Annotated in this window: 13 protein-coding genes; 6 read left to right on the top strand and 7 right to left on the bottom strand. The window is 70.7% G+C overall.

From position 1 onward, the window contains the following. Positions 1–81: 81 nt before the first annotated feature. The 3 genes from J5X86_RS34800 to J5X86_RS34790 are packed head-to-tail and all read right to left on the bottom strand — an operon-like array spanning position 82 to position 2,746. Positions 82–579, bottom strand: coding sequence for a hypothetical protein (locus J5X86_RS34800; protein ID WP_208520676.1), 498 nt, complete (start codon positions 577–579; stop codon positions 82–84). Continuing rightward, entirely contained in the window at positions 576–2,063 is a 1,488-nt protein-coding gene (locus J5X86_RS34795) for a HAMP domain-containing sensor histidine kinase (RefSeq protein ID WP_208520675.1), read from the bottom strand. Before J5X86_RS34795 ends, J5X86_RS34800 begins: the two co-directional genes overlap by 4 nt. Then, complete coding sequence (locus tag J5X86_RS34790) at positions 2,060–2,746, bottom strand: response regulator transcription factor (RefSeq protein ID WP_208520674.1); 687 nt, start codon at positions 2,744–2,746, stop codon at positions 2,060–2,062. The genes J5X86_RS34795 and J5X86_RS34790 overlap by 4 nt, the downstream gene beginning before the upstream one ends. A gap of 133 nt (positions 2,747–2,879) precedes the next feature. Between J5X86_RS34790 and J5X86_RS34785 the strand changes: the two genes are divergently transcribed. The 4 genes from J5X86_RS34785 to J5X86_RS34770 are packed head-to-tail and all read left to right on the top strand — an operon-like array spanning position 2,880 to position 6,617. Further along, complete coding sequence (locus J5X86_RS34785; RefSeq protein WP_208520673.1) at positions 2,880–3,533, top strand: hypothetical protein; 654 nt, start codon at positions 2,880–2,882, stop codon at positions 3,531–3,533. Further along, positions 3,530–4,606 carry a peptidoglycan-binding protein gene (locus tag J5X86_RS34780; protein ID WP_208520672.1) on the top strand — a complete coding sequence of 359 codons (1,077 nt, stop codon included), beginning with the start codon at positions 3,530–3,532 and terminating at the stop codon, positions 4,604–4,606. The genes J5X86_RS34785 and J5X86_RS34780 overlap by 4 nt, the downstream gene beginning before the upstream one ends. Then, on the top strand, positions 4,603–5,388 hold the full coding sequence (locus J5X86_RS34775) for an ABC transporter ATP-binding protein (RefSeq protein ID WP_208520671.1): 786 nt from the start codon (positions 4,603–4,605) through the stop codon (positions 5,386–5,388). The genes J5X86_RS34780 and J5X86_RS34775 overlap by 4 nt, the downstream gene beginning before the upstream one ends. Further along, positions 5,385–6,617: an ABC transporter permease gene (locus J5X86_RS34770; RefSeq protein ID WP_208520670.1), complete on the top strand. Its 1,233-nt coding sequence runs from the start codon at positions 5,385–5,387 to the stop codon at positions 6,615–6,617. Before J5X86_RS34775 ends, J5X86_RS34770 begins: the two co-directional genes overlap by 4 nt. Before the next feature lie 16 nt (positions 6,618–6,633). Here the strand turns inward: J5X86_RS34770 and rfbA are convergent, their stop codons facing one another. From rfbA to J5X86_RS34755, 3 genes are all read right to left on the bottom strand, one after another. Then, the gene (rfbA, locus tag J5X86_RS34765) at positions 6,634–7,533 is read right to left on the bottom strand and encodes a glucose-1-phosphate thymidylyltransferase RfbA (RefSeq protein ID WP_208520669.1); all 900 of its coding nucleotides are present in this window, start codon (positions 7,531–7,533) and stop codon (positions 6,634–6,636) included. Between the two features lie 116 nt (positions 7,534–7,649). Next, positions 7,650–7,877, bottom strand: coding sequence for a hypothetical protein (locus J5X86_RS34760; protein ID WP_208520668.1), 228 nt, complete (start codon positions 7,875–7,877; stop codon positions 7,650–7,652). 5 nt (positions 7,878–7,882) lie between these two features. Next, positions 7,883–8,857, bottom strand: coding sequence for a methyltransferase (locus tag J5X86_RS34755; RefSeq protein WP_208520667.1), 975 nt, complete (start codon positions 8,855–8,857; stop codon positions 7,883–7,885). A gap of 451 nt (positions 8,858–9,308) precedes the next feature. Here J5X86_RS34755 and J5X86_RS34750 point away from each other — a divergent pair, with 451 nt between their 5' ends. Continuing rightward, entirely contained in the window at positions 9,309–9,671 is a 363-nt protein-coding gene (locus J5X86_RS34750; RefSeq protein ID WP_059145793.1) for a VOC family protein, read from the top strand. 90 nt (positions 9,672–9,761) lie between these two features. On the opposite strand, the gene J5X86_RS34745 is transcribed toward J5X86_RS34750, so the two are convergent. Next, positions 9,762–10,970 carry a pyridoxal phosphate-dependent aminotransferase gene (locus J5X86_RS34745; RefSeq protein ID WP_208520666.1) on the bottom strand — a complete coding sequence of 403 codons (1,209 nt, stop codon included), beginning with the start codon at positions 10,968–10,970 and terminating at the stop codon, positions 9,762–9,764. A 334-nt stretch (positions 10,971–11,304) separates the two neighbouring features. On the opposite strand from J5X86_RS34745, the gene J5X86_RS34740 reads away from it, so the two are divergent. Next, on the top strand, positions 11,305–12,648 hold the full coding sequence (locus tag J5X86_RS34740) for a hypothetical protein (protein WP_208520665.1): 1,344 nt from the start codon (positions 11,305–11,307) through the stop codon (positions 12,646–12,648). Positions 12,649–12,670: the final 22 nt, after the last annotated feature.

The following is a 12,670-nucleotide window of genomic DNA, read 5'->3' as shown; positions in this document are numbered from 1 at the left end:
TCAGTCGCCAACGTGACGGGTTCAACCGCCACGTGACGCGCTCAGCCGCCACGTGACGCCTTCAGCTTCCGCGTGGCGCGTTCAGGTGAGGAACTGCGAGCACTGGTAGGGGCCGTAGGTCCGCTCGCCGTCGTTCAGGGAGACCCGGACGTCGTCGGGCCGGATGGCCTCGGCCCGGTGCAGGAAGGACTGGGCGCGGGCGAGGGTGCACACGAGCTGGCCGTTGGGCAGCCGGTCGCGTGGGCTGTCGAAGGAGGCGCCGGGCGAGTGGAGGGTGATCCGGTGGCCCGTGCCACTGGTCCAGTACGAACCGAGCTGGACGAGGTTGACGAGCCCCCGCTCCTCGGCCCAGGCCGGCATGTCGGCGAGCAGCTTGAGGACACCGTCGAGTCCCTGGAGGGAGATATCGGGGCGGGTGACGCCCTGGAGCCCGGAGCCGCGGACGTAGTAGATCCGCAGATCCTTGGTGAGCCCGTGGGCGGGCTCGCCCCCGTCCACCACCCCCGTGGGCCGCACCCCGCAGCCGGCCGTCACCAGGGCGAGGACCAGGGCCCCTGCCACCGTACGGAGGCGGCTCATCGCACCCCTCCGCCCGCCGCCGTTTCCCGTCCGGCACCGTCCTGCCCGCCGGGTTGCCACGGGTGGCGGGGCAGCCGCAGGGTGAACACGGCTCCGCCGCCCTCCTCGGCGGGCCGGTTGGCCGCCTCGATCGTGCCGCCGTGCAGCCGGGCGTTCTCCAGCGCGATGGCGGTGCCGAGACCGCTGCCCTCCGAGCGGGTCCGGGCGCGGTCCGCCTTGTAGAAGCGGTCGAAGACCTGGTCGAGGGCGTCGGGCGGCAGCCCCGGCCCCCGGTCGGTGACCTCCACCGTCACCCCGTCCGCGGCGGCGGACAGTGTCACCGTCACCGGCGGCTCACCGTGCCGGAGCGCGTTGCCCACGAGATTGGCCACGGCCACGTCCACCCGCCGCCGGTCCACCACCGCCCGTATCCCCTCCGGGAGCCGCGCCTCCACCTGACCGGTCCAGCCGCGCAGTTCCAGCGTGCCGCGGAGGGTCCGCGCGAGGTCGGTCTCGGCCGCGTCGAGCCGGGCCGCGCCGGAGTCGAAGCGGGACATCTCCATCAGGTCCTCCACCAGCCGGGCCAGCCGCGCCGTCTCGTCGCTGACGGTACGGGCGGCGCGGGCGGCGTCCGAGGGCAGCTGGGCCGCGTCCTCGTCGAGCACGGTCGTCACCATCGTCATGGCGGTCAGCGGGGTGCGCAGCTCGTGCGAGACATCGGCGACGAACCGGCGCGCCCTGGCCTCCTGGTCGCGCAGGCCGGTCACGGAAGCCCGCAACGCGTCGGCCGTGGTGTTGAAGTCGGCCGCGAGACGGGCGAGTTCATCACGTCCCTTGACCTCCGCCCGTGAGTCGAGGTCGCCGTCGGCCAGCCGCCGGGTGGCCCGCCCCAGCTCGCGCACCGGCCGCAGCACGGTCCTGGCGGCGAGCAGGGCGAGCACCGCGGCGAGGCCGAGCACCGGGGGCAGTCCGCCGCGCACCGAGTCCAGCAGGGCGTCGGTGTGCTCCTGCTCCGCCAGCAGGGAGGTGACGGCGAACACCTCGAGCCCGGAGACCCGGCCGCCCTCGTAGGTGACGGGGGTGCCGACCACCAGATACGGCCGGCCCCGGTACTCCACGCGCTGGAAGCGGGTCCGGCCCGAGGAGCGGACCGAGGCGCGCAGTTCGGGGGTGATCCGGGTACGGTCCGCCAGGCCGTCGGAGGACGCGGTGAGGTCGTGGTAGCGGGTGACGACGAGCGGGGCGCCGGAGAGCCCGGAGGAGACCGAGTCGGCCATGGCGGTCAGCGTGCGGACGTCGGGGGGCATGTCGAAGTCGGGGGCGACGCTGTCGACGCGGTCGCGGACGTCGGTCTGGAAGGCGTCCTGGGTGCGGGCGAGTACGGCGGTGCGGGATTCGCGGTAGGCGAGCGCGGTGGCGGTGACCGTGCTGATCAGCGCGACGAGGACGAAGGCGATGACGAGCCGGGCGCGCAGCCCGCCCAGGCGCGGCCGGAAGCGCTTCATATCGGACCGAACCGGTAGCCGAAGCCGCGCACCGTCTGGATGTAGCGGGGCCGGGCGGGCACCTCCTCGATCTTCGCGCGCAGCCGTCCGACCGCGGCGTCGACCAGCCGTGAGTCCCCGAGGAAGGAGTGGTCCCACACCGAGGCGAGTAGCTGCTCACGGCTGAAGACCCGGCCCGGGGAGGCGGACAGCTCCAGCAGCAGCCGCAGTTCGGTCGGCGGCAGCGGGACGGGGGTGCCGTCGCGGCTGACGGTCAGCCCCGCCCGGTCGATGACCAGACCGGCGTGAACCTCGCCGGGCCGCCGCGGTACGGGGTCGGCGCGCCGCAGCGCCGCCTTGATCCGCGCCTCCAGTACGGGCGCGGTGACCGGCTTGACCACGTAGTCGTCGGCTCCGGCCGCCAGACCGCCGACGATGTCCGGATCGTCGCCGCGGGCGGTCAGCATGATCACGGGCATGGTGGAGCGGGCCCGGATCCGGCGGCAGACCTCGAAGCCGTCCATACCGGGCAGCATCAGATCGAGCACCGCGAGTTCGACGGCCGTCGCCGCGGGGGCGTCGAGCAGCGCGAGGGCCTCTTCGCCGGTGGCGGCGACCGACACCTGATAGCCGTGGCGGCGCAGCACGAGCTCCATTCCATCGCGTACGGAGGCGTCGTCCTCGATGAGCAGTACATGCGGCATGCGGCCGATTATGACCCAGGAAATCTCCGGAATCCGCTGGTCAGGCCGGTGAATCGAAGGCGGGCGGGCTTTGTTACACATCCATCATGTGCTCATGGACGGGCCATCATGTGATCGCCGGAAGGTGATCGGCATGACACACCACACCACGTCCCGCGCCGCCTTCCGGCGCACGCTGGCCGCCCTCGCCGCGCTGCCCGTACTGGCCCTCGCGGTGGGCTGCGGAGGTGACGGCGAATCGGCCACCAGGGTGGAGGGGGTGGCCTCCGCCCCGGGCGAGGGGACCGGCGATTCGAAGGACACCGGCGGCGCCTCGAAGGATTCCGGTGGCGGCTCCGCCAAGGGCAAGAGCGCCTTCTACGACGCGCAGACGGACTATGTGCGCTGTATGCGCGCCAAGGGCGGGGCCAAGGACTTCCCCGACCCCAAGCTCAGCGGCCATCTCGACTGGGACAAGATCAACGAACTCGAGGACCCCACCGGCACGGGCGAGGTGACCAAGGGCGGCAAGGACGGAGCCTGTGCCGACGAGTTGCGGAGGGCGATGGCGCTCGAACCCGAGCGGGACGCGCAGAAGGACTACGAGTCCATGCTCGCGCACGCCACCTGCATGCGGGACCACGGCGTATCGGAGTTCCAGAACCCCACCATGTCCGCGGGCAACGCGATACCCGGCGGTGAACCGGACCCGACGAACCCTCGTGTCGACCCCGAGTCCTCGGTGTACAAGCAGGCCCGTGAGGCGTGCAAGGACAAGTTGCTCGACGGTCTGGACGGTATGCAGTGAGGCGTCGTACCGCGTGGATCGCGGGTGGCACCGTCGCCGCCGCCGCGACCGGGGCCGCCGCCCTGGTGCTCGGCGGCGGGGACGGGGCGGGCGCGTCGTCCCGGGAAGGTGACCGGCCCCCCGCCACGGCCAGGATCGTCCGTACCGATCTGGTCCGGAGCAAGACCGTCGACGGACAGCTCGACTACGCCCAGCGGCGCAAGGTGTCCTCCGCCGTCGACGGCACGGTGACCGTGGCGGCCGACGCGGGCAGCACGGTCGCCCAAGGGCAGGCGCTGTACGAGCTGAACGACAAGCCGGTCACCCTGCTGTACGGGCAGATCCCGATGTTCCGCGAGATGAAGCCCGGGGACCGCGGCTCCGATGTCCTTCAACTGGAGCGGAATCTACGGGACTTGGGGTTCGGCTCCGGGCTGTACATCGATCCGCGCTACGACGCGGCGACCAAGGCCGCGGTCAAGAGCTGGCAGAAGTCGCTCAACCGCACCCCCACCGGCACCGTGGGCCAGGGGGACGTGGTCTTCCAGCCCGACCGGGTGAAGGTCGTCTCCGCGGACGCCGCGGCCGCGGATCAGGTGGGCCCGGACACGCCGGTGCTCACCGTCGCCTCCACCAAGCCGGTGGTCAGGGCGGAGCTGGACCAGCAGGATGTGTCCCTCACCGCCAAGGGCACCACGGTGAAGGTGACGCTGCCCAGCGGACGGACCGAGCGCGGCGCGGTGTCCGGCACCGTCCGCCCGGAGCCCTCCGAGGACGATCCCTCGGGCGCGGCACGGGACGGCATCACCGTGGAGGTGACCCTGGACGGCGGCCGTTCGGCCACCTCCGAGGAGGACGGCAAGGCGACGGTGAACGTGACGTTCGTCAGCGAGAGCCACGAGAACGTGCTGGCCGTCCCGGTCGAGGCGGTGGTGGCGCTGCGCGGTGAGCACGGCGGCTACGGACTGGAGCTGGTCAAGGGCGACACCACCCGGCTGGTGCGGGTCGACACCGGGATGACGGCCGACGGGCGGATCGAGGTCAGCGGGGCCGGACTGCGCGAGGGCATGACGGTGGGAGTGGCCGAGCAGTGACCGCCACCGCACCGCACCGCCCGGCGGCCGTGATCGAGCTGGTGGACGCCACCAAGACCTATCCGGGCGAGGTCCACGCCCTGCGCGGGGTGGACCTGACCGTGGACTCCGGTGAACTCCTGGCGATCGTCGGCCCGTCCGGCTCCGGGAAGTCGACCATGCTGAACATCATCGGCACCCTGGACCGTCCCACCACGGGCACGGTCCGGGTGGCCGGCCACGATGTGAACACGCTCTCCGACGCCCAGCTGTCCGCCCTCCGCGCCCGTCACATCGGCTTTGTCTTCCAGCACTTCCACCTCTCACCCGGACGGGACGCGGTGGACAACGTGGCGGACGGGCTGCTGTACGCGGGGGTGGGCGCGCGCGAGCGCAGGGCGCTGGCCCGTACGGCGCTGGAGCGGGTGCGCCTCGGCCACCGGCTGGACCACCGGCCGCATGAGCTGTCCGGCGGTGAGAAGCAGCGCGTGGCCATCGCACGGGCGCTGGTCGGCGAGCCCGAACTGCTGCTCGCGGACGAGCCGACCGGCGCGCTCGACTCGGCGTCGGGGCAGATCGTGCTGGAGCTGCTGCGGGAGCTGAACGCGGCGGGCACGACGGTGTGTGTCATCACCCATGACCACGAGATCGCCGACGCGCTGCCACGGCGGGTCCGCTTCCGTGACGGCGAGGTCGTCGCGGACTCCGGGACGCCTGGGGCCCGTACGGCTGACGCCCGGCCCGGCTCCCCGATCGCCGACACCGCCACCCACAACTCCCCCATCCGCGAGGTGAGGTCATGACCGACCGGAAGACCGCGGCAGCACGGACGTCCGGGGGCGGGCGCAGGCTGAAGCCCTCCCGGCTGGCCGCCGGTGACATCCTCCGCGTGGGCGCCGTCGGGCTGCGGGCGCGCCGGGCCCGGGTGGTGCTGTCCGCCCTCGGTATCGCGATCGGCATCGCCACGATGGTGGCGGTGGTGGGTCTTTCCACCTCCAGCCGGGCCGATCTGATGGCCCGGCTGGACCGGCTGGGCACCAATCTGCTCACCGCCGAGGCCGGGGAGGACACGCTGGGGAACGATGTCGTCCTGCCCAAGAACGCCGTCTCGATGGTCGAACGCATCGGCCCGGTGCGGCACGCCACGGCGACCGGCGAGGTGGACGCCCGTATCCGGCGCAGCGATGTGGTGCCGGAGGAGCGGACGGCCGGGGTCACCACCCAGGCCGCCCGGCCCGATCTGCTGGAAGCGCTCGGCGCCGAGGTGGACCGGGGCATCTGGCTGAACTCCGCCAATGAGCGGCTGCCGGTGACCGTGCTCGGTTCGATCGCCGCGAAGCGGCTCGGGGTCACCGGTCCCGGCGAGAAGATCATGCTCAATGACCGCTATGTGGTGGTCGTGGGCATTCTCCGGCCGGTCGAGCTGGTGCCCACGCTGGACCGGGTGGCGATGGTCGGATTCCCGGCCGCCGAACGGTACTTCGGCTTCAACGGCCACCCCACCACCGTCTTCGAGCGCTCCACGGATGCGTCGGTGGAGGATGTGGCGGCGGTGCTGGGCCGGAGTGTCAACCCCGGCCATGAGGGCACCGTCAAGGTCTCACGGCCCTCGGACGCCCTGGAGGCGAAGGCGACCACCGACGAGGGGCTGACGGCGCTGATGCTCGGGCTCGGGGCCGTGGCGCTCCTGGTGGGCGGGGTCGGGGTGGCCAACACCATGGTCATCTCGGTGCTGGAACGCCGCCAGGAGATCGGTCTGCGGCGGGCGATCGGGGCCACCCGCGGTGCCATCCGGCTTCAGTTCCTCACCGAGTCCTTGCTGTTGTCGGCGCTCGGCGGACTGGTGGGGGTGGCGCTGGGCGCGGTGGCGACCTGGGCGTTCGCCCTGGCCCAGGGCTGGACGACGGTCATCCCGCCCTGGGCCCCGGCCGGTGGCTTCGGCGCCACGCTGGGCATCGGCATGCTCGCGGGGCTCTACCCCGCCATCCGCGCCGCACGTCTCCACCCCACCGTGGCGCTCAACGCCTCCTGAACGCCTCACCGTTTCACTACTTGACGCTCCCGCTCAGGGCGGCGTACTCATCCTCCGCGTCCAGCAGATCCAGGAGGTACGTGCCGTAACCGCTCTTGACCAGTGGCTCCGCCAGCTTCTGGACCTGAGTGGCGTCGATGAACCCGGTCCGCCAGGCCGCCTCCTCCACACACCCCACCTTCAAACCCTGGCGCTGTTCCAGTACCCGGACGAACTCGGCGGCCTCGACCAGCGACCCGAAGGTGCCCGTGTCCAGCCATGCGGTGCCCCGGTCCAGCACCGTGACCTGCAGATCGCCCTGGTCCAGATAGGCTGAATTCACTCCGGTGATTTCAAGCTCACCACGGGCGCTGGGCTTCAATTCCTTAGCGATCTTCACGACTCGATTGTCGTAGAAATACAGTCCCGGAACGGCGTAACGGGACTTGGGCTTGGCCGGTTTCTCCTCGATGGAACGGACCTTGCCCTCCTCGTCGAAGTCGACCACACCGTATGCTCTGGGGTCGGAAACCGGATAAGCGAACACCCGGGCACCCTGGACGCAGGTATTGTTCCGTAGCTGCGTTCCCAGTCCGGTGCCATGGAAAATATTGTCGCCCAGGATCAGGGCGACGGACCGCTCACCGATGAATTCCTCGCCGAGAATGAACGCCTGAGCCAGCCCTTCGGGCTTGGGCTGGGACGCATAAGCGAGTTCGAGTCCCCATTGGGAGCCATCGCCGAGCAGGCGCCGGAAGGCCGGCTGGTCCTCCGGTGTGCTGATCACCAGGATCTCTCGAATCCCGGCCAGAACCAGCGTCGACAGCGGATAATAGACCATCGGCTTGTCATAGACAGGCATGAGTTGCTTGGACACCGCTTTGGTGATCGGCCAGAGCCGTGAGCCGGTACCACCGGCGAGAATGATGCCGCGCATGGAGTGCCACTACCTATGATCGCCGAACTCTTGATCGCAGCCGAGCCGGGCCGGACTCGCGGTGATGCGACGGGGGCGTGAGAACTCTCCGCACGCCCCGTCTCCACTACCAGGGGCTACCAGGGCCAGTCGCCGCAGAGGGCGAAGCCGTCGCACTGGCTCGGCTCGGATCGGCGGTCGTCCAGGCTGCGGAGCAGCCTCTCCAGGTAGTCGTCCGGGGACTCGGCGGCGGCCGGGCTGTCCCATGTGGCGTCCGGGCGGGCCCAGGAGGCGTCCGATTCCTCGGCGGCCTCCCGTTCTCTGGAGGCGTCAAGTTCTCTGGACGTGTCCAGTTCTTTCGTCACGTCGCTCAACGTCGGGCCTTCCGTTCCGCGGAGCCGTTGGGGCTCGAATGGCGGCCCGGCAGGCCGAGCGTGCAGGCCGCGGACACAACGGCCGTGCGGGTGGCGGCGATCGGCGTGACGCTGCGCACGGAGATTCCGGCGGTCGCCATCTCCGCGCCGAGCTCGTCCGGGCCCGGCAGGAAGCCCGAGCCGTTCGCAAGCCAGTCGATCGCGGAGGCGGCCTCCTCCGGCGACGGCGCGCCCGGTGCCGTACCGGGCAGGAAGTCGTGCACCACGACCGGGTCGCCTTCCGTCAACGCCGCCCGGACCCGGCCCAGCAGCTCTGCCCGCGCGCAGGCGTCGAGCAGGTGCAGGACGTGGGACAGCAGCGCGCAGTCGTGCCCCGCCGGGACGGGGTCGCCGCGCAACTCCCATGGCTCCAGCGCGATCCGGCCGTCCAGCCCGGCGTCCGCCACCGCGCGGGCGGTGTGCTCCAGCATCTCCCGGCGGTCGTACACCGTGGCTCTGAGATGCGGATACATCCGGCACAGCAGGATGGCGTAGCCACCGCTGCCGCCCGCCAAGTCGGCCAGGTGGGCGCGGTCGCGCCACAGCGGCAGCCGGGCCAGGTGTGGTGCGCTGGCCCGGGCGCCGCGCAGCATGGCCTCGGCCAGCGCGCCCACGTAGCGGTCGTCGATCTCCGGCGGGCGGCGGTGCCCGCGCAGCGCGGCGACGATACCGGTGGCGTTCAGATGGTCTCGGGTGGCCCATCCCTCGATGCGCAGCAGGGGCAGCGCCCCGCTCGTCACCTCGGTGTGGAGGGCCTCGTCGAGTGCGAAGTGATCACCATTCCGGGTGAGAATTCCATTCCATACCAGAACGGTGAGGAAATTATATGCCATGGTCCGGTCAATCTTGGCCCGGTCGGCGATCTCGGTCGGAGTCAGCGGTTCTCGCGCGAGTTCCGTGAGCAACCCCAGCTCGTCCGCGGCTTCGATCATGGCCAGAATCTTTCTGGCACGGACCAACTCATCCAGCGTGTGAATGCCAGCCTCCCCCGTAGTCCCCCGTAACTACAGGGCAGAGTCTGTATCACATAAAAATCCATGTCAAGGTCTTGGATGTCGACTGGAGATCGACAGGAGATCGGCACCCGGCCGGGCCGTTCCAGCGTTATGTCTGTGCTCCGACAAGAAAGGGCTTCCCCGGGATGCCGCCCAGCTCAGCGCCCCACTGGAATCGAAAGTTCCGCTTCCGAAAGAAGGTTCAAATCTTTGGAAAGCCGGGGCCGCGGCGCTCGACATTACCTCGATTTACGGCAGGTCGAGATCGCGGGTAACGCCCACCATCAGGCGATGACCGCGCTTTCTCCGGTACCGATCCCAGGCGGTTTTACGCTATCGTCGCTCCGCCAGAACATTGACTGGCCGAATCGATCGAAGGAGTATTCCGGTGAGTGTGAAGTTTCTGGGGCTTCGAACGGTTGTCTACCCGGCGCGCGACCTGGAGGCCGCCAAGCTCTGGTGGAACTCGACCCTCGGTCATGAGCCCTACTTCGACGAGCCGTTCTATGTCGGATACGACGTCGGCGGCTACGAACTCGCGCTCGACCCCGACGGCGACCCCGACGAAGGCCCGATCGTCTACTGGGGCGTGGACGACGTGTCCGACGCCGAGGCGCAGTTGCTCGCCGCGGGCTGTGAGTCCCGCTCGTCCTGCCGCGAGGTCGGCGGCGGCATCGAGGTCGCGGTCGTGCGCAACCCCACCGGCGATCTGATCGGCCTCATCTACAACCCGCACTTCCAGGCCGCGTGACCGCACCCCGGGCCGGGCGTCGGCCGCAGGTGGCCGGGCGGCGGGTGCCGCGCCGCCCGGCCCCGGCGTCGCACGGCCCGGGGCGGTGGGTCAGACCCGCGAACTGACGGCCATACGACGGATCTCGCGGGCGAACGCTCCCAGCCGCTCCAGCCCCTCCGCGACCACCGCCGGGTCGGTCGCGTACGTGATGCGGACATGTCCGGGCGCACCGAAGGCGGTCCCGGGGACAAGGCCGACACCGGTGGCTTCCAGGAGCCGGTCGCAGAAGTCGTCGGCCGTGGCCAGTGGCCGTCCGCCGTGGTCGCCGCCGAGGAGGCGGGAGATATCCGGGAAGAGGTAGAACGCCCCGGTCGGCAGCAGGCATTCGATGCCGTCGATCGCGGTCAGCTGAGCATGGGCGGCGTCGCGCCGCTCGCGATACCCGGCCAGCCGCCGCCACGGCACGTCGTCGAGCGCGCCGAGCGCCGCGTGCTGCGCGACGGCGGCCACGTTCGAGGTGCACTGGCTCTGGATGCGCCGGACGAGGGCGCTGATCGCGGGGGACGCCACCGTGTAGCCGACCCGCCAGCCCGTCATCGCGCACGACTTGGACACCCCGTTGACCAGCACGGTGCGCTCCCGGAGGGCGGGGAACGCCGTCATGCTGGGCGCGGTGCCCTCCTCGTAGAAGAAGTGCTCGTAGATGAGGTCCTCGACCACATACAGGTCGTACCGCTCGACGACCGCGGCGAGTTCGGCCAGCTCCCGCTCGGTGTAGGTCGCGCCGGTCGGGTTGCCGGGGCTGTTGAGGACGACGGCCTTGGTGCGCGCGGTGACGGCCTCCTCGAGCCGTGCGGCGGTGAGCTTGTACGCGGTGTCGGCGTGGGTGGGCACGATCACGGGAGTCGCGCCGACCGCCCGCACCTGCTCGGGGTAGGTCACCCAGTAGGGAGCCGGGACGACCACCTCGTCGCCCTCCTCGCACAGCACGAAGAACGCGTTGTACAGCGCGTGCTTGGCCCCGGCCGACACCACGATCTGGTCCGGCCCGACGTCCAGGCCGTTCTGCTCGTGGAGCTTGCGCTGGATGCGGGCGCGCAACTCGGGCAGGCCGGCGACATCGGTGTAGCGGTCGACACCGGCCGCGAGGGCGTGCAGCGCGGCGGTGCGACCGCCCTCCGGCATGGCGAAGTCGGGCTCTCCGACGCAGAGGTTCAGCACCCGCTCGCCCGCGCGTACGCGTTCGTTGAGCCGTGCGTTCAGCGACAGGGTGGGGGACGGGCGGATGGCTGTGGCGTGGCGGGACAGGGCCTTCATGCTGACCTCTCGGCGGTGGGCGATGACCGGATGCGGGTGCGGAGCGCCGCGGCTCGCATGCGGCTCCCGACACCGCCGGCCGGGCGGCTGCCGCCCGGCCCAACTCAGACCATAAGATTCGATGACTATAGTGATTGTCAACGTTTGTTCGGTTTGCCTCGGAAGATTATCCGGGACCGCCGGGAGGGGTCCCGGCCAAGGGCCGCGCCACCCCTCCCGCGCCTTGACTTTAGTTAATCACGCGGCCTAGAGTCGCCACATCCGCCTGCCAGCGTCGTCGGTGTTTCGGAAGGCGGCCTCTCGATGTCCGCCAAGGTGCAGGGGGGATGCGGGCGTGTCGGAACAGGAATCGGGGGCGGAGGCCGCTTTGGCCGGCCCGTTCCCCTCAATCGGCTCGGAGCGGGACCCCGAGGCGACCGCCGAGGCGCTCGCGGACGCGGTCGCCGCCGGCTGGTCCTGCGTCGTTACCGTAGGTGTCCCGCTCTGCTCGGATGGGACCAACGCCTGGTTCGGGTCGGGGATCTACGACCCCTTCAGCGAGCGCACACTGCTCACGCCGCCCGAGGGACTCAGCGCGGAGGGAGAATCCGATCTGCGCTTCGCGCAGGCCGTTGCCGAACGGCTGCATGCGCTGCCGACAGCCGGTCCGGGGTCGGTGACCTTCTCACTGTCGATCTTCGACGGCAAGATGGTCCACGGCATCGGGCGCGCGGCGGCGCGGCGCATGCACTCCAAAATCACCGGAAACCCCGAGGAGTTCCTGCCTCCCGCCGCGCTGGCCCTGTATCACGCGGTGGGCGGGCGGCTCGCGTTCGACTTCTCCCTGAACTACCGCAAGCTCGGCGACCGATTCGTGGATCGGCTGCGCGGCGAGGTGCGTCCGGTGATTCCGTCCGTGCCCACGGGGCGGCTGATCGATCTGTTCCTCGGGACGGGCTGTGTCCCGCTCCGCCGCGTGGACGCCTCGCAGCCCACCCCCGGGATGGGCCAGGTGCTCTGCGCGACGCCGAACACCCTCTCGGTCGGTCAGCACATCGCCGACCTCTCCCCGCTCGACGGGCGCGGCCGCATCCAGACCGGCCCGGAGGCCGTCCCGCTGACCAATGAGAACGGCGCCTATATATGTGAGGTGACCGCGATCGGGCGGCTGCTGGCGATGCTCGCCCACGCTCCCGCCCCCGCGGACGGCGGCGGCGTTCTCACGCTCAGCATCCTCAACACCCGCGACCCGGGAAACCACAAGATCCACCGGATGAGCTGGTCGGCGGGCGAACTGGTCACGGCGCTACTGCCCTATCTCCAGCCGGATTCCTGGTCGCGCCGGCCCCTGGTGCACTGGGCCTCGGTGACGGACGGCGAAACCTCCGCGGCCGTCGGCTCCTCCCCCGACACCCTGGCGCGTCAGGGTTTCCTGGCCGACCTCAGGGCGCGGATCCAGCGGGCGTCCTCGCCGCGCCGCCGCGAGGAAATCATCGCGGGTGAGCTGGAGCGCATCCGGATGCGGGTGCAGAACGCCGACCCCGCCAAGGCGCCCCTGCTGTTCCTCTACGGCCCGGGCGACTACGCCAGCCACCGGGCCTCCGGCCTGCCCGCACCGGACGGCACGAGCGCGGCGTCCGACGGAGTGAACCACCAGGCGCCTGACACCGCGCTCTCACAGAGCTGCTTCCTGAACTGATCAGGCGACCAGTTCCGCTCAG

Origin of the sequence: Streptomyces sp. NEAU-YJ-81, from assembly GCF_017592595.1 — a bacterium.
Taxonomy (GTDB): Bacteria; Actinomycetota; Actinomycetes; order Streptomycetales; family Streptomycetaceae; genus Streptomyces; species Streptomyces hygroscopicus_B.
The sequence above is the reverse complement of the archived record's forward strand: the minus strand, read 5'-3'. Positions and strand labels throughout refer to the sequence as shown.

Coding starts and splice junctions, on each gene's coding strand:
- J5X86_RS34790 (WP_208520674.1), bottom strand. CDS start 2,746: ATGCCGCATGTACTGCTCATCGAGGACGACGCCTCCGTACGCGATGGA.
- J5X86_RS34745 (WP_208520666.1), bottom strand. CDS start 10,970: ATGAAGGCCCTGTCCCGCCACGCCACAGCCATCCGCCCGTCCCCCACC.
- J5X86_RS34770 (WP_208520670.1), top strand. CDS start 5,385: ATGACCGACCGGAAGACCGCGGCAGCACGGACGTCCGGGGGCGGGCGC.
- J5X86_RS34800 (WP_208520676.1), bottom strand. CDS start 579: ATGAGCCGCCTCCGTACGGTGGCAGGGGCCCTGGTCCTCGCCCTGGTG.
- J5X86_RS34785 (WP_208520673.1), top strand. CDS start 2,880: ATGACACACCACACCACGTCCCGCGCCGCCTTCCGGCGCACGCTGGCC.
- J5X86_RS34755 (WP_208520667.1), bottom strand. CDS start 8,857: ATGATCGAAGCCGCGGACGAGCTGGGGTTGCTCACGGAACTCGCGCGA.
- J5X86_RS34795 (WP_208520675.1), bottom strand. CDS start 2,063: ATGAAGCGCTTCCGGCCGCGCCTGGGCGGGCTGCGCGCCCGGCTCGTC.
- rfbA (WP_208520669.1), bottom strand. CDS start 7,533: ATGCGCGGCATCATTCTCGCCGGTGGTACCGGCTCACGGCTCTGGCCG.